At 69.8% G+C, this 15,706-nt stretch carries 14 protein-coding genes; 5 read left to right on the forward strand and 9 right to left on the reverse strand.

Annotated elements, in window-relative coordinates; genetic code table 11:
- Positions 1 to 81 precede the first annotated feature (81 nt).
- Positions 82 to 1,776, forward strand: coding sequence for an exodeoxyribonuclease VII large subunit (xseA, locus tag MKK65_RS25830; protein WP_243960873.1), 1,695 nt, complete (start codon positions 82 to 84; stop codon positions 1,774 to 1,776).
- A 10-nt stretch (positions 1,777 to 1,786) separates the two neighbouring features.
- On the opposite strand, the gene MKK65_RS25835 is transcribed toward xseA, so the two are convergent.
- Positions 1,787 to 2,545 (reverse strand): GNAT family N-acetyltransferase, encoded by a 759-nt coding sequence (locus MKK65_RS25835; protein ID WP_243960874.1) that lies wholly within the window; start codon positions 2,543 to 2,545, stop codon positions 1,787 to 1,789.
- Between the two features lie 116 nt (positions 2,546 to 2,661).
- Between MKK65_RS25835 and MKK65_RS25840 the strand changes: the two genes are divergently transcribed.
- On the forward strand, positions 2,662 to 4,086 hold the full coding sequence (locus MKK65_RS25840; protein WP_243960875.1) for an alpha/beta hydrolase: 1,425 nt from the start codon (positions 2,662 to 2,664) through the stop codon (positions 4,084 to 4,086).
- Positions 4,083 to 5,627 (forward strand): GMC family oxidoreductase, encoded by a 1,545-nt coding sequence (locus MKK65_RS25845; protein WP_243960876.1) that lies wholly within the window; start codon positions 4,083 to 4,085, stop codon positions 5,625 to 5,627. The genes MKK65_RS25840 and MKK65_RS25845 overlap by 4 nt, the downstream gene beginning before the upstream one ends.
- A 2-nt stretch (positions 5,628 to 5,629) precedes the next feature.
- Here MKK65_RS25845 and MKK65_RS25850 read toward each other — a convergent pair whose 3' ends face one another.
- Both MKK65_RS25850 and MKK65_RS25855 read right to left on the reverse strand, forming a co-directional pair.
- Positions 5,630 to 6,346 carry a GNAT family N-acetyltransferase gene (locus tag MKK65_RS25850; protein WP_243960877.1) on the reverse strand — a complete coding sequence of 239 codons (717 nt, stop codon included), beginning with the start codon at positions 6,344 to 6,346 and terminating at the stop codon, positions 5,630 to 5,632.
- The gene (locus MKK65_RS25855) at positions 6,343 to 6,969 is read right to left on the reverse strand and encodes an FMN-binding negative transcriptional regulator (protein WP_243960878.1); all 627 of its coding nucleotides are present in this window, start codon (positions 6,967 to 6,969) and stop codon (positions 6,343 to 6,345) included. Before MKK65_RS25855 ends, MKK65_RS25850 begins: the two co-directional genes overlap by 4 nt.
- A gap of 92 nt (positions 6,970 to 7,061) precedes the next feature.
- On the opposite strand from MKK65_RS25855, the gene MKK65_RS25860 reads away from it, so the two are divergent.
- On the forward strand, positions 7,062 to 8,540 hold the full coding sequence (locus MKK65_RS25860) for a PLP-dependent aminotransferase family protein (protein WP_243960879.1): 1,479 nt from the start codon (positions 7,062 to 7,064) through the stop codon (positions 8,538 to 8,540).
- A gap of 20 nt (positions 8,541 to 8,560) precedes the next feature.
- On the opposite strand, the gene MKK65_RS25865 is transcribed toward MKK65_RS25860, so the two are convergent.
- From MKK65_RS25865 to MKK65_RS25890, 6 genes are all read right to left on the reverse strand, one after another.
- Positions 8,561 to 8,761 (reverse strand): hypothetical protein, encoded by a 201-nt coding sequence (locus tag MKK65_RS25865; protein WP_152997379.1) that lies wholly within the window; start codon positions 8,759 to 8,761, stop codon positions 8,561 to 8,563.
- A 442-nt stretch (positions 8,762 to 9,203) separates the two neighbouring features.
- Positions 9,204 to 10,451: a hypothetical protein gene (locus tag MKK65_RS25870; protein ID WP_243960880.1), complete on the reverse strand. Its 1,248-nt coding sequence runs from the start codon at positions 10,449 to 10,451 to the stop codon at positions 9,204 to 9,206.
- Positions 10,452 to 10,547: 96 nt separating this feature from the next.
- Positions 10,548 to 11,573, reverse strand: coding sequence for an ABC transporter ATP-binding protein (locus MKK65_RS25875; RefSeq protein ID WP_243961016.1), 1,026 nt, complete (start codon positions 11,571 to 11,573; stop codon positions 10,548 to 10,550).
- An 8-nt stretch (positions 11,574 to 11,581) separates the two neighbouring features.
- A complete protein-coding gene (locus MKK65_RS25880; protein WP_243960881.1) occupies positions 11,582 to 12,637 on the reverse strand; it encodes an ABC transporter ATP-binding protein in 1,056 nt (351 codons plus the stop codon).
- Entirely contained in the window at positions 12,634 to 13,563 is a 930-nt protein-coding gene (locus MKK65_RS25885; protein ID WP_243961017.1) for an ABC transporter permease, read from the reverse strand. Before MKK65_RS25885 ends, MKK65_RS25880 begins: the two co-directional genes overlap by 4 nt.
- 14 nt (positions 13,564 to 13,577) lie before the next feature.
- Positions 13,578 to 14,531 (reverse strand): ABC transporter permease, encoded by a 954-nt coding sequence (locus MKK65_RS25890; RefSeq protein ID WP_243960883.1) that lies wholly within the window; start codon positions 14,529 to 14,531, stop codon positions 13,578 to 13,580.
- Positions 14,532 to 14,777: 246 nt separating this feature from the next.
- Here MKK65_RS25890 and urtB point away from each other — a divergent pair, with 246 nt between their 5' ends.
- The gene (urtB, locus tag MKK65_RS25895; RefSeq protein WP_243960884.1) at positions 14,778 to 15,704 is read left to right on the forward strand and encodes an urea ABC transporter permease subunit UrtB; all 927 of its coding nucleotides are present in this window, start codon (positions 14,778 to 14,780) and stop codon (positions 15,702 to 15,704) included.
- Positions 15,705 to 15,706 lie beyond the last annotated feature (2 nt).

Raw genomic sequence — 15,706 nt, forward strand, 5'->3', positions numbered from 1 at the left:
CGTCACTGCTCTTCCGTGTCGGTTTTGATCGAGTCGGAAATGCGGTTTCCACTTTTCCACCGCTTGCTCTAGCGTCCGCCCATGCCCCTCGTGCCGCCTCCGCGCCCCGCAGCCTCGCCTGCGGCGGATATCCCGCCGACCAGCGTGCTCACCGCTAACCAGCCCGAATGGTCGGTCGGCGAGCTGGCAGGCGCACTCAAGCGGACCTTGGAGGATGCGTTCGGCCATGTCCGCCTGCGCGGCGAGATCTCCGGCTATCGCGGGCAGCACGGCTCAGGCCACGCCTATTTCTCCCTGAAGGACGGACAGGCCCGGATCGACGCCGTCGTCTGGAAGGGCGTGTTCGGGCGCTTGCGCCAGAAGCCGCAGGAGGGACTGGAGGTGGTCGCTACCGGCCGCATCACCACCTTCGCGGGCAAATCCTCGTATCAAATCGTGGTCGAGAGCCTGGAGCCGGCGGGACTCGGCGCCTGGATGGCCCTGCTGGAAGAGCGCAAGAAGCAGCTTGCCGCGGAAGGGCTGTTCGCCCCGGAGCACAAACGCGCCATTCCCTACCTGCCGCGCGTTGTCGGTGTCGTCACCTCGCCCACCGGGGCGGTGATCCGCGACATCCTTCACCGGCTGGAGGACAGGTTCCCGCGTCCCGTGCTGGTCTGGCCGGTGCGTGTCCAGGGCGACGGCGCGGCTGAAGAGGTCGCCGCCGCGATCCGGGGCTTCAACGCGCTGGGGCCGAACAGCGTTGTCCCACGCCCGGACGTGCTGATCGTTGCCCGGGGCGGCGGCTCCATCGAGGATCTGTGGGCCTTCAACGAGGAATGCGTTGTCCGCGCCGCCTTCGAGAGCGTAATCCCGCTGATCTCGGCGGTCGGGCACGAGACCGACACCACGCTGATCGATTACGTCTCCGATCGGCGGGCCCCGACGCCGACGGGCGCCGCCGAGATGGCCGTACCGGTGCGCGCCGACCTGATCGCCACGGTGACGGATCTCTCGGCCCGCGCGATCGGATCGATCGGGCGCCGGGTCGAGCGCGACCGGTCCGACCTGCGTGCGCTGGCCCGCGCCCTGCCGAGCGCGGACGCCATCCTCGCTGCCAAGCGTCAGCGTCTCGACCTCGCCGAGGCGCGCCTTGCCCCGGCGCTCGCGGCCGGCGCCAGCCGGCACCGCGCCCGGCTGCAGCTCCTTCTCGACCGCATGGCTCGCCGCTCGCCGGACGTGGCTCTAGCTAATGCGCGGGCGCGCTTGGCCCGGATCGATCACCGTCCGCTGACCGCCTTGCGCAACGACGTTCAGCGCAAGGGCGAGGCCCTGGCCCAACTCGGCCGCCGCCTCGTCGTCGCCCGGGATGCCAGCCTGGAGCGGGCGCGAGCGCTGCAGGCGCGTCGGGCCGACCGCCTCGTTGCCCTGACGGATCGCCTGACCCAGGCCGGACTGCGCGGCATCGAGCGCCGCCGCGACCGGCTCGAAGGCCTCGCGCATCTCCTGGGCTCGCTCAGCTATCACGCCGTGTTGGAGCGTGGTTATGTCCTGGTCCGCGATGCCGCCGGCCTGCCGGTCCGCCACGCCGCCGAGGCTGCAGCAGCCAGCCGCCTCAGCCTGCAATTCGCCGACGGGACCGTCAATGCGGTGCCGGATGGGACTCCTGACCCATCCGTGTCCGCCAAGCCGGCCCGGCGTACGACGCGTACGCGTTCGTCATCCGGTGCAGAGATGGGGAAGCCTAAGCCCGCGAGTGCCGCCGCAGCGACGCGGCAGGGTTCGCTCTTCGACGCCTAATCGGACGACCTCATTCCTGAGGGTCCGGGCCAACGCGGTAGTGATACCGGTACAGTTCCCGCTCGAACCCCAGCCCCCTGTAGAGCGCCCGCGCCGGTCTGTTCGCCGCCACCACCTGCAGGCAAGCTGCTCGGGCCCCCTGGTTCTTGGCCCAGTGGAGCAAGGCGCTCACGGCGCGTCTGCCAAGGCCGCGGCCGCGCAGACGTTCGACCGTGGCGACCGATTCGATGACCAAAACATCATCGTCGAGAACCCCGAACGCGAAGGCGCCGATCCGGCCCTCCGCGGGCGCCGCCGAAAAGGCCCGCGGCAGGATCAGGGCGTCCACCGTATCGCGGAACGCCTGCGCGGCGGCCGCGTCGGCCCGGTTCACGGCGTCGCGCACCGCCAGCCATTCCACATCTGGCGCCGGTGTGAGTCTCACCACGGGATCCGGCGAACCTGACAGGTCGGCGAGGTCGCGAAACAGCGTGCAGGTCTCGTCGACGACGGTGTAATCGCCCCCCGCCAGGAGTGGCTCCATCTGCGGCGCGATGTCCGGCACTCGGAAGATCGCCCGCCGACCGAGGGACGCGTAGAGCGCTTGGCCGGCCGCGATCGCCTTCTCTGGAGCGCCGCTGCCGCGCAGAGGGTTCACGGAGTTCTGCCGCTTCGAGCCGCCGCTCGCGGCGCGCAGGAGATAGCCGTGGACCAGAAGCTGGCGTGGGCTGGGCCAGGCGTTGAGGCAGGCCTCTTCGACACGCCAAGCCAGATCGATGTCGGACGTCATGATACGCTCCGGCTGTTTGATCCCATGCCGGTGGGCACCGCGCCACCCCGACGCCAGCAGGGCCGTGCGGCGTCGCGTACGCTTGAAGCATTCCAATTCCGCGCGATGTCCGGGCCATGCTTGCGCCTGACCGTCTCTTCAGCCTCCATTTTCTCGGCGGTAGCGCCCGAACCTGGGAGCCGTTCTCCAAAGCCCTCGGCGAAACGCCGGTCTGCGTGCCCATCGATTTGCCGGGCTTCGGCAACGCTGCCGGTGTGACGGGTTTCTCCGTCGACGCGATGGCCGATCATGTGGCGGCTGCAATCCGAGCGCGGGCCCCGGCACGCTTCGCCATTGCCGGCCACAGCATGGGCGCCAAGGTCGCTCTGGCGCTTGCCCGCCGTTCCGAGGACGGCGAGCCCGGCTTGGAAGGGCTCACCGACTTGATCCTGATCTCCGGCTCGCCGCCCAGTCCAGAGCCAATCCCCGATGATCGCCGCGCCAAGATGATCGCCTGGATCGACGCGGATCCAGACACGCGCCTGCGTGAGGCCAAAGCCTTTGTGCGTGCGAATGTCGGCGATGCACTCGATCCCGAGACGGAAGCCCGTGTGGTTGCCGACGTGCTGCAGGCTGCACCGGCTGCCTGGAAGGCTTGGCTCGAAGCCGGTTCGCACGAAGATTTGTGCCGCCGAATCGGGATCCTGCAGACTCCGGCCCTGATCCTGGCCGGGTCCGAGGATGCCGATCTCGGCGTCGATGCGCAGACGGCCCTGATGGCGCCGCATCTCGCCCATCATCGGATCGTCACGATCGACGGCGTCGGCCATCTCCTGCCGTTGGAGCGTCCCGAGGCCTTGGCCGCATCGCTGCACGATCACGTTCGCGACCGTCCACGGGGAGACACGTCGCGGGCTGCTGCGATATCGCCGAGCTATGCCGCGTTGATCGCATCGGAGCGGGTCAACAGCCGCCTTCGGGCGGCCCTGGACGAGCGCGCAGAGCCCGACGATCCGGCCTACCGCCCGGAAGCCCTCGATCCCGTGGAGTTCGCGATCCTCCGTACCGCCTGTGCCCGCGTCCTGCCGGCGCCCGGCGTGGACATCGCCGCACGGCTCGACAAGCGCCTGGCATCCGGCGCCGGTGACGGCTGGCGCTTCGTGGCTCTGCCGCCGGACCCGGAAGCGTATCGGGCTGCTTTGCGCACCCTCGACGCGGGAGCCCGTGCCGCTTACGGCCGGCCCTTCGTTGTCCTCGATGGGCGGGATCAGGATGCCCTGCTGACCCTCGCTCAACGCGGCGACTTGTCTGTGCCCGAAACGCTCGGTGGTCGCCTCGATGGCGACCGGATGCGGTTCTGGTTCGAGGATCTGCGGGCCGATGCCGTGCGTCTCTGGCTCGCCCATCCGGCAGCTCTGGCCCGGGTCGGTTTTTCCGGAATCGGCGCCGGTGGCGATCGGCCGGGTCCGATCGCGGATGGTTTGCCGGGCTTTCATAAGGTTGGACTCGACGCGCCGGAACCCTGGGAACCGCGCCCGACGCACGGGGAGACGGTACGATGAATCTCGACGGGATGCGGACCTATCGGACGGACGAGGCCGTCGACGCGGTCATCGTCGGTACGGGGGCGGGCGGCGCGCCGCTCCTCGCCCGGCTCGCCGCGGCCGGCCTGAAGGTGGTGGCCCTCGAGGCGGGGCCGAACTTCACCCCTGAACGCTTCGCCTTCGACGAGACGCTGGCGGACGAGATCTATTGGACCGAGGAGCGCCTGAGCGGCGGCTCCACCCCGGAGGCGTTCGGCGCGAACAACAGTGGCACGGGCGTCGGTGGCTCGACCCTCCACTGGGGCGCCTTCGTGCCCCGCGCCGATGCCCGCGACCTGCGCCTCCACACCGAGACCGGCGAAGGCGTCGACTGGCCCCTGAGCTATGAGGAGTTGGCCCCGTTCTACGAGCGGGTCGAGCGCTTCATCGGCGTGTCGGGACCGCAATCGTATCCCTGGGATCCCGGCCGTCGCTACCCCCTGCCGCCGGTGCCACGCAATGGCCCCGCGCAGATCATGGCCGGTGCCTGCGATGCTTTGGGCATCCGCTGGGCCGACGCCCCGGCGGCCGTGGTCTCACGAGACTTCGAAGCCGAGGATGGATCGCGGCGCAACGCCTGCATCAATTGCGGCTATTGCCACCAGGGCTGCCGCAACGGCGCCAAGACCAGCATGGACGTCACCTATCTGCCCCTGGCCGTCACGCACGGGGCGGAGATCCGGCCCGGGGCCTTCGTCCACGGGCTGGAGCGGGGCACGGATGGCCGAGTCACCGCCGTCGTCTATACCCAGGACGGGCATGAGCGGCGCCAGCGCTGTGGGGCGGTGTTCCTCTGTGCCGGTGCCGTCGAGACGCCCCGGCTGCTGCTGCATCTGGGACTGGCCAATTCCAGCGATCAGGTCGGTCGCAACTACATGGGCCATGTCGCCACGCAGGTTTGGGGCACCTTTGCCAACGAGGTGCGCATGAACCGCGGCTATCCCTCGTCGCTGATCACCGAGGACTTCATCCGAGCCGGCGCCGACTTCGCCGGCGGCTACCTGATTCAGAGCCTCGGCGTGGTCCCGCTGACCTTCGGCAACGCGGTGGCGCGCGGACGCGGCCTGTGGGGCCAGAAGCTTCTCGATTATCTCGACGGCTACAACCACCTCGCCGGTATCGGCATCAACGGCGAGACGCTGCCCTGCGACTCGAACGTGCTGACCCTGTCCGACGAGACCGACGCGCGCGGAATGCGGAAGGCGCAGATCAGCTTCGGCTACAGTACCAACGAGGAGCGCCTCAACGCCCACGCCACCAAGGTCATGCGCGACCTGTGGCAGGCGGCCGGCGCCGAGGATATCTGGGTGCTGGAACGGGTCGCCCATACGATCGGCACCTGCCGGATGGGGCGCGACGGATCGAGCGCCGTGGTCGATCCGGTCGGCCGCAGCTTCGACATCGACAATCTCTGGATCTGCGACGGCTCGACCTTCCCGAGCTCGCTCGCCGCCAATCCGGCCCTGACTATCATGGCGCTGAGCTTGCGCACCGCGGAGGCCTTCTTGGCCGGCCGCTGACGTCAGCCGACCGCGGCGCGCAGATCCGCGAGCCCGCGGATCTGCCGCCCCTCCGCATCGAAATTCGTCGGGTCGAGCCAGGCCGCGAAGCCCGCTCTGGCCCGCAGCCAGTCCGCGTCGGTGATCGAGAACCATGCCGTGTCGCGGGAGCGGCCCTTCACGACGACTGCGTTCCGGAAGACGCCTTCGAAGGTGAAGCCCAGGCGGAGCGCTGCCGCCCGGGACGGCGCGTTGAGGCTGTCGCATTTCCACTCGTAGCGGCGGTAGCCGAGCTCATCGAAGGCGCGGGCCATCATCAGCGCCATCGCCTCGGTCGATGCAGGCGAGCGCTGAAGCTTCGGGCCGAAATGCAGATGGCCGACCTCGATGACGCCGTTGCCCGGGTCGATCCGGAGGTAGGAGGCGACCCCCAGGGGCGAGCCGCTACGCCGGTCGAGGATCGTATAGAAGAGCGGATCCTCGCTCGCCGCCCGGGTTTCAAGCCGTTTGCGGAACGCGGCCTCGCTCTCGGGCATCTCGTCGGGCAGATAGGTCCAGCCGCGCCGATCCAACGCCGCGCTGTAGGTGGCGAACAGACCGGCCGCGTGGGCTACAGCATCGAGCGGTACGATCCGGCAGGTGCGGCCCTCCAGGGGCGTCCGTGGCGGTCGGGGGCACGGAGTCCAGTCCGGCAGGGCCGGTCCGATCGGCTGGCCGAAATCGTTGACGCGTACGCTCACGATCCACTCCGGTCGGCGACCATCGCGGCGAGGATCGTCTCACCCTCCGTCCGCATCCCGGCGATGACGCCGGCGCGGTCGGCCTCGGGCCTGTTCTGGCTCATCTTCCACTTCCCCTCGATTCGGGTGATCGGGATCTCGATGCCGACGATGGCCCGGAGTTGCGCCGCTACGAATGGCGCGGGCGCGTCGTCCACCGCCCAGGGGGCGGCGCGCGGGGCCTCGCGCAGATTGGTGAGGTCGGCGATCTGGCGGCGCAGCCAACCCGTATCCTCGATCACCCGCGGCCGGCCCCAGACGTGGACCGTGGCGTAGTTCCAGGTCGGCACCACCCGACCGTGCTCGCGCTTGCTCGCGTACCAGGCGGGGGTGACATAGCCCTGCGGCCCCTGGAACACGACGAGGCATTCGGCGGCTTCGGCCAGCGCCTGCCATTGCGGGTTGGCGCGGGCGAGATGGGCACGCAGGGTGCCCTGCGAGCCGGCCTCGTCCAGCAGGAACGGCACCGGGTTGGCCATCAGGCCCTTCGGGCCGCCGGTCACCAGCAGGCCGAGCGGAAGGGCACGGATCAGCCCATGCTGCGCAGTGCGCGTGTCATCCCGGAAGTGCGGCGGTTGATACATCGAACCCGTCCTTGAGGCGCCCTCCTGCTTGACCGTAGGGCGGACCAGGCGAAAGGTCCGATTTTCGAATTCCGTCTGGACCAGTTTTCATCATGGCCCGGGGCCCGCTGCCGCTGCCTGTCAGCCTCGATCCGACTGCGCCAACGCCGCTGCACGCCCAGCTGCGCGAAGGGCTGCGTGTTGCGATCCTCGACCGACGCCTTCCGCGCGGGGCCCGGCTGCCGTCCTCCCGGGTGATGGCGACCGATCTCGGCTGTGCCCGGGGAACGGTCGTCCTCGCCCTGGAGCAGCTCATCGCCGAGGGCTACCTCACGGCTCGATCCGGTTCTGCGACCCGTGTCGCCGCAATGCTTCCAGACGACACCCTCCCCCAAATTCAGGTGGCGCAACCGACCGGCACGGCGCTTCCCAGCCTGTCGCGTCGGGGGGGCCGCTTCGTAGCGGCTCCGGGCCGACGGTTCATGGCCGGGCCTGGCGTGCCGGACGCCTTCGCACTCGGGCGCCCGGCGCTCGACGCCTTCCCGTACGACGTCTGGGCACGCCTGCTTCAGGCCGAGTGGCGGCACGGACCAGCCGAACGGCCTGATCCACGCGGCTCGCCGGCGCTTCGGGCCGCCATTGCCGCCTATCTGGCTCAGGTCCGGGGCGTCGCCTGCGAGGCTGAGGACGTGATCGTCACGGCGGGTATCCGTCAGAGCCTGCGCCTGCTGGCCGAATTGCTGCTCGATCCCGGCGAAATCGCGCTCGTCGAGGAGCCGGGTTTTCCCGGGATCGCCCAGGCGCTGGCGAGCGCGGGCCTGCGCCCGGTCCCGATCCCGGTCGGCCCTGGGGGCCTCGCGGTGGCCGAGGCTGGGCCGTTGCTGCAGGGGGCACGGCTCGCCGTCGTCACGCCGGCCCACCACTACCCGCTGGGCCATGCCATGAGCCTCGAGAATCGGCTGGACCTCCTGGCCTGGGCGGAAACCGCCTCGGGCTGGATCGTCGAGGACGATTACGACGGCGCCTATCGGTATGCCGGGCGTCCGTTGGCGCCGCTGCGGACGCTCGATCGCGGCGGGCGGGTCATCTATGTCGGCAGCTTCTCCAAGCTCCTGCTGCCCGCGCTCGGCCTCAGCTACCTCGTCCTGCCCCGGAGCCTCGTGGCGCCGGTGAACCAGGCGCTCGCCGAGATCGGTCCGGCCCCGCCTGGAATTGGCCAGTGGGCGCTGGCCCGGTTCATCGAGGATGGGCACCTGGCGGGCCATCTGCGCCGGACCCGCCGCCTCTATGCCCTGCGCCAGGAGACTCTGGTCGAGGCGGCCCGCCGCCACGCCGCCGACGTGGTGAGGATCGCTCCGATGGATGGCGGGATGCACCTGATCGCTCGACCCGGTTCGGCCTGGCCGGACACGCTCGGCGATGCCGAGGCGGTCGCGCAGCTTGGTCGGGCGGGCATCTCGGCGGTTGCGCTCTCGGCCTACCACGTCGGCGCTCCGGAGCCGGGGTTGTTGCTCGGTTATGCGGCGGTACAGGAGCGGGCGATCGAACCGGCGGTGCGGCGGATGGCCGAAATCCTGCGGGCGGTCAGGTAACGGGTGCCGCGCGCGCCCTGTCATTCCCCCCGGGGCGTCAGCGTGACGGTGATAGGCCCGCGTCCGGCACGCAGTTCCAGGCTCTTGAGGGTCTTGGGGCGCACGGTCGCGCCGCTCGACGGGCTGACCCGCTGCACCCGCTCACCGTCAAGGCGCAGGCTGAACGCGCCGTCTGCGGTGAGCCGCAGAAGCGAGACGGTGCGGAAGGATCTCAGTGCCACCGCGGTCCATGCCGGCCCGACCGCGACCCGCGTCGGAGCCGGCACGACGTCGCGACGCGTCAGCGCGAGAGCCGCAAGGCCGATTATGGCCACAAGCGCGAGAGCGGCCTGACGGAGGCGGACCAGCCGTCCGCGCCGCCGGGCGGGCGGGCGCTTCGTCCAGACCGGCCTCGGGGGCGCCGGATCCGGCTCGGCCGGCGGCAGCGGAGGCGTTTCCTTGGGTGCGGCTGCCGCTGGCGGCGTGGGCTCCGAGGGTATGTCGACCGGTGGAGGAGGCGGTGTCGGCAGCGCTGGTGGAGGCGGGGCCGGCGGTTCGACTTTCGGCCGCGCCTGCTCGCTGCCGCAGAACGGGCAGAACCGCACCGGCACATAGTGGCCACCGTTGCAGGCGGTGCAGCGGAAGGGCGCGCGGGGCATGACGGGCGGCACGGCGGAACGTGGCTCAGGGCACGAGCGCGCCCGTTTCCATGAATCGGGCCAGGCGCTCCACCAGCGGCGCGACCATCACCCGGTCGAGTTGCTTGAGCAACCCATGGCGGGCATGCGCCACATTCGCCTCGGCCTGCGCCTGCGCCCGGCGGCGCCAGGCAGCGCGGTCGCGCTTGCAATCGGCCCAGGCCGCCTCGATCGACCGGAACACGAGCGGCAAGCGCGCGATCGGGTCGGCGATCCGGTCGTACTGATGGTCGATCTGGCTGCCGAAGGTGTGGAAGCCCAGTTCCGACAGGAGCGCCACGGCGCGGGGGGCGCCTATCGTCACGAAGGGTAGCCCCATGGCCGCGGCCTTGAGCGACTTTTCCGTGATGCGCTCGACGCCCAGTTCGAAAAAGTCAGTCTCGGAAATGATGGTCAGGTCGGACGCCGCATAGGCCTGGGTATCGACCGTCAGGACCATGTCGCCGCCCGGCGCCGGTGTATCGAGGCGCCGCGCCTGCCTTGGGATCCAGGTGCCGACATCCGCCAGCAGCGGCCCGAAGGCGGTCTCGATCTCCGGCGGCGCGTGGAACACGTCGATGCCGCCCGCCTTCGGGTTGTCCGCGCCGATGCCGTGGAACGAGATCAGGCCGTCGCGGTCCAGGCCGTTGAGCTGGAACCAGCGATAGAGCAGCACCCGGTGCCAACGCAGGGCCGCGTTCTGGCAGAGGAAGCGGGCCGGGCCTGTGTCTTGAGCGAACGGTGCGTAGCCCGTCCGGTCGAGGAAGTGTTCGGGAAAGAGCCGCGGGTCGGCTTCCTCGTCGAGCCAGAGGGCGACCTGGAGCGGGAAGAACTCGAAGATCCAGAATCGCAGGCCCTCACCGTAGAGCCGCTCGTAATCCAGCCGTAGCAGCCGGTTCTGGGTGACCAGGGTGACCCGGTCCCGCGGGATCCCCAGGCCTTCGAGGTTGCGGTGGAGCGCCTCGAAGGTCGGGGCATGGAGGCCGGGCCCCTCGTTCGACAGGTCGAGGAGCAGGGCCGCCCGCCCGGAGCGCAGGTTCTCGACGTCCCCGGGCTCCAGCAGGTCGAGCCGTCCGTTCGCCTCCGGAAAGCCGAGCCGGACGAAGTCGAGAACCGGCAGGCAGAGGATGTGGTTGGCCGCCCCCGGATGGGCCGTGACGGTGACCGGCTTTCCCATCCAGCCCAGCGCCGCCGGCAGGAAATGGCCGCCCTCCCCGCGGGGAACCAGGACGATCTCAGCGGAGGTTTGGCTCATTGCGGTGCTCGGGCGGCCGGTCGCACGGTGGTCCGCCTGAAAGCCGCGCGAAGCCGGATAAAGGCTTCGCGCGGATGCGTCGATCCCCGATACCGGTCAGGCCGTGACCAGCTCCGCCGCGCGCACCGGGGTCGGTCCGGCCCGGTAGGCGGCCGCGGCCTCGTCGGTCCGCCAGCAGGCGACCTTGTGGCCGGAGGCGATCTCGGCCACCGGCGGCATCTCCCGGCGGCACTGCTCCTCGGCCAGAAAACAGCGCGGCGCGAACGGGCATCCGGGCGGCCGGTTGGCGAGATCGGGCGGGCTGCCCGGGATGGTCTGGAGCCGCGAGCCCTTCGCCAAGGCCCCTTCCGCCCGGCTGCGCAGCAGGCCGATCGTGTAGGGATGGTGCGGATCGAGCACGACCTGATGCGCGGTGCCGGTCTCGACGATCTTGCCCGCGTACATCACGGCGATCCGGTCTGCGACCTCGACGGCCGCGCCGAGATCGTGAGTCACGATGATGATCGACAGGCCGAGGTCGCGCTGAAGCTCGCGCAGGAGCAGCAACACCTGGATCTGCACCGTCGCGTCGAGGGCGGTGGTCGGCTCGTCGGCCAGCAGCACCTGCGGCCGGCAGGCGAGCGCGAGCGCGATCATCGCGCGCTGGCGCATGCCGCCCGACATCTCGTGCGGGTAATTGTCCAGCCGCCGCTCGGGGCTCGGGATCCGCACCCGCTCGAACAGGGCGAGCGCGCGCTTGCGGGCATCGTCCTTCGAGATCTTCTCGTGACGGTGGATCGCCTCGGTGATCTGCTGGCCGACCGTGTAGACCGGATCGAAGGCCAGCAGCGGCTCCTGGAAGATCATCGAGACGTCGCCGCCGCGGAAATCGGCGAGCTGGCGCTTGCTCAGCGCCTGGACGTCCCGGCCGGCCGCCAGAATCGTGCCCTCGATCCGGCTGCGCCCCTCGTGGAACAGCCGCAGGATCGCCCGCAGGGTCACGCTCTTGCCCGAGCCGGACTCGCCGATGAGCGCCATCGCCTGCCCGCGCTCCACGGTGAGGTCGACGCCGTCGACGACCTGCACGTTGCCGAAGGCGACGCGCAGGTTCCCGAGGGTGACGGCGGGTTCCGGGTTCGACATCGGGGCGCTCATGCTGCGAGCGCCCGGGCCGGGGCGGCGGAATGGCCGGAGCCCGGCTGACGAGCGAGGCATGAGACCCGGTGCAGCGGCCCGACCGTGTCGAGGGGCGGCTCCTTCTCGCTGCAGATCGGTTCGGCGAGGGTGCAGCGGGGATGGAACCGGCAGCCGGAGGGCGGGTCGATCGGGTTCGGCGGGTCGCCCTGCAGCAACGCGGCCTGGGTGCGATTGTCGGGATCGAGGGATGGCATCGAGGCCAGCAACGCCTCGGTATAGGGATGGGCCGGCGCGTCGAGCACCGTGTCGGACGGGCCGATCTCGGAGACCCGGCCGAGATACATCACCATCACCCGGTCGGAGATGAACCGGACGACGTTCAGGTCGTGGCTGATGAAGATGTAGGTCAGGCCGAACTCGGCCTTGAGGTCGAGGAGCAGGTTCAGCACCTGCGCCTCCACCGATTTGTCCAGCGCCGAGACCGCCTCGTCGAGCAGCACCAGCCGCGGCTCCAGGGCGAGCGAGCGGGCGATGTTGACCCGCTGGCGCTGGCCGCCGGAGATCTCGTGCGGATACCGGCCGGCGAAGCGCTTGGGCTCCAGTCCGACCCGGGCGAGCAGGGCGCGGGCGCGCTCCACCGCCTCCCGGCCGGGCACGCCGTTGACCTTAGGGCCGAAGGCGATCGACTGCTCGACCGTCATGCGCGGGTTGAGGGACGCGTAGCTGTCCTGGAAGACCATCTGGACCTGTCGGCGGTAGGACCGCCACGGCATCACCCGCTCGCCCACGGCTTGCCCGTCGTACAGCAGGGAGCCGGAATCGCGCTCGATCAGGCCCATGAGCAGCTTTGCGGTGGTGGACTTGCCGCAGCCGGATTCGCCGACGATGCCCAGGGTCTCGCCCTTCAGCACGTCGAAATCGACGCCGTCGACCGCGCGCACCACCTGCTTCTTGCCCCCGGCCTTGCGGACCGGGAAATGCTTGTAGAGCCCTGACACCGACAGGAGCGGCTGGGCCGGTCCGCCGCGGTCGCGGGCGAACGGATCCGGGGCGCTCGGGATGACGCTCACTGGCGAATCTCCATCGCGGCGCGCAGGCCGTCCGAGAACAGGTTGAAGGCGATCGAGACGACGAAGATGCACACGCCCGGCAAGGCCGCGACCACCGGGTTGGCGTAGATCGCGGTGCGCAGGGTGTTGAGCATCAGGCCCCATTCCGGCTCCGGCGGGCGCACGCCCAGACCCAGGAAGGACAGGCCCGAAGCGAGGATCATCGAGACCGAGATCAGGCTGGTGGCGTAGACGAAGATCGGCCCGACGACGTTGCCCAGCACCTGCACCCGCATGATCGTCAGCGGCGAGGCGCCGGACAGCTTGGCGGCGTCGATGTAGTCGCGCTTGCGGATGCCGGTCGTGACGCTCTCGGCGACCCGGGCGATCTGGGGCACGAACACGCAGGTCAGCGACACGATCGAGTTGAAGATGCCGGCGCCGAGCGCGCCCGACAGGGCGATCGCCAGCAGCACCGACGGGAACGCGAAGAACACGTCGATGGTGCGCATCAGGATCGTGTTGAGCCAGCCGCCGACATAGCCGGCGAGGATGCCGATGGCGGAGCCGATCACGAAGGCGATCAGAACCGGGGTGACCCCGATGAACAGCGACAGCCGTGCCCCCAGCATCAGCCGGCTGATCATGTCGCGCCCGAGTTCGTCCGAGCCGAGCCAGTAGGTGGCGTCGCCGACATGCCTGAGGCGGCGCAGCATCGACCCCTTGTACGGGTCCATCGGGGTGATCCAGGGCGCCAGGATCGCGACCAGGACGACGAGAAGGATCAGGGCCCCGGCGCCCATGGCGACGGGATCGCGCACCAAGCGGTGGCCGACATGCCCCCAAAAGCCACGGGACGGGACGAAGGCGGCCTCCGGGGCGGCGTCTCCGGCGGAGAGCACGCCGCCGTCGAGGGCCATCGAGGCTGCGGTGATCGGTGCGGTCATCATCGGCCTCCGGGTCAGGCGCGTTCGATGCGCGGGTCGAGGGCGGTCTGCATCACGTCCACCAGCAGGTTCAGGACGACGAAGAACATCGCCAGGACCAGAATCGAGCCCTGGAGCAGGGGCAGGTCGCGCTGGAAGATCGCGGCGTTGAGGAGGAAGCCTGTGCCGGGCCAGGCGAACACGGTCTCGACCAGGATCGAGCCGCCGAGCAGATAGCCGAGCTGCAGACCCATGATCGCGAGCGCGGTCGGGGCGGCGTTGCGCACGACGTGCTTGAACACCCCGAACTCGTCCATGCCCTTGGCGCGCAGGGCCTCGACGAAGTCCTGGGCCAGGATGTCGGCCACCAGGGCGCGCACCGTGCGGGCGATGATGCCGGTGGGGATCACCGACATCGTCACCGCCGGCAGGATCAGGTAGCGCAGATGCTCGAAATCGGGCCGCCAGTTGCCCGAGCCGTCGGGCCCGGCGCCGGTGGGCGGCAGCCAGCCCAGCGTCGCCGAGAACACGATCACCAGCACCATGCCGAGCCAGTAATGCGGCACGCTCACGCCGAAGACCGAGAGCGCGGACGCAGCCCGGTCGGCCACCGAGTTGCGGTGGTAGCCGGCGACGAAGCCGAACAGCGTCCCGAAGGTGAAGCCGATCACGGTCGCCACCGAGGCCAGGATCAGCGAGTTGATGACGGCGCGGGTGACCTCGCCCAGCACCGGCCGGCCGGTGGCGATGGAGGTGCCGAGATCGCCGTGCAGCACGTGCCACAGCCAGATCAGGTACTGGACCGGCAACGGCTTATCGAAGCCGTAGGCGGCCTTCATCTCGTTGATGGTCTCCTGCGTCGCGTCCGCCGGCAGCACCGCGCTCAGGGCATCACCCGGCGCGAGATGAACCAGCAGGAAGCAGACCAGGCTGACGCCGAACGCCACGGGCGTCACGTAGACCAGGCGTTTGAGGATGTAGATCAGCATCGGGTGCCTTGCCGTGGCCTAAAGAATCCCCCTCCCCCCTCTGCGGGGGAGGGTGGCCCCTGCGTCAGCCGGGGTCGGGAGAGGGGCAGCGCGACGGAGCAGGATTTCATCTCCGCCGCGCCCTCTCCGGATACGGCGCTCCCCTCTCCCGACCCGCTTCGCGGGCCACCCTCCCCCGCAGGGGGGGGGGGAGGGAGAGCGTCGCGGACGCCGACACACCAGCAAGATCGCGGGAGACACGAAACAATGTTGGGCGAGTATTCCCTCGGCGACCTCGGCGCGATCTTCGCCATGCAGGGTTTTGCCGGCCTGATCCTGTTCTCGGTCTACCTGCTGATGGCGCTGGGGCTGGCGATCATCTTCGGGCAGATGGGCGTGATCAATATGGCCCACGGGGAATTCATGATCCTCGGGGCCTACGTCACCTATCTCTGCTCGGCCTTCTGCCAGAGCTACCTGCCGGCTTTGTTCCCGGTCTACTTCTTCGTCGCGATGGGGCTGGCGTTCCTGGCCTCCGGAGCGCTCGGCATGCTGGTGGAGTGGAGCCTGATCCGGTTCCTCTACAAGCGCCCGCTCGACACCCTGCTCGCCACCTGGGGCCTGTCGCTGATCCTGCAGCAGGCCTACCGGTCGATCTTCGGCGCCCGCGAGGTCGGCGTCGAGCTGCCGTCCTGGCTGATCGGCTCGGTGCAGGTCACCGACACGATCGAGATCCCGGTCAACGGCCTGTTCGTGATGGCCATCACCATCCTGATCACCGTGAGCGTGGCGATGCTGATCTACCGCTCGCGCTTCGGACAGCAGGTCCGGGCCGTGATGGCCAACCGCGCCATGGCAGGCGCCGTGGGCATCGATACCGAGAAGGTCGACCGCTACACGTTCGGGCTGGGCTGCGGCATCGCAGGGGTCGCCGGCTCGGCCTTCACGATGATCGGCTCGACCGGGCCGACCTCCGGCCAGCTCTACATCGTCGACACGTTCCTGATCGTCGTCTTCGGCGGCGCCGCGAGCCTGCTCGGCACCATCGCGTCGGCCTTCTCGATCTCCCAGACGCAATCGACCCTGGAATTCTTCCTCTCCGGCTCGATGGCCAAGGTGATCACCCTGCTCGCGGTGGTCGGCATCCTGATGTTGCGGCCGCAGGGCCTCTTCACCCTCAAGGTCCGGCGCTGAGG

This window comes from Methylobacterium sp. J-001, assembly GCF_022829565.1.
Taxonomy (GTDB): Bacteria; Pseudomonadota; Alphaproteobacteria; order Rhizobiales; family Beijerinckiaceae; genus Methylobacterium.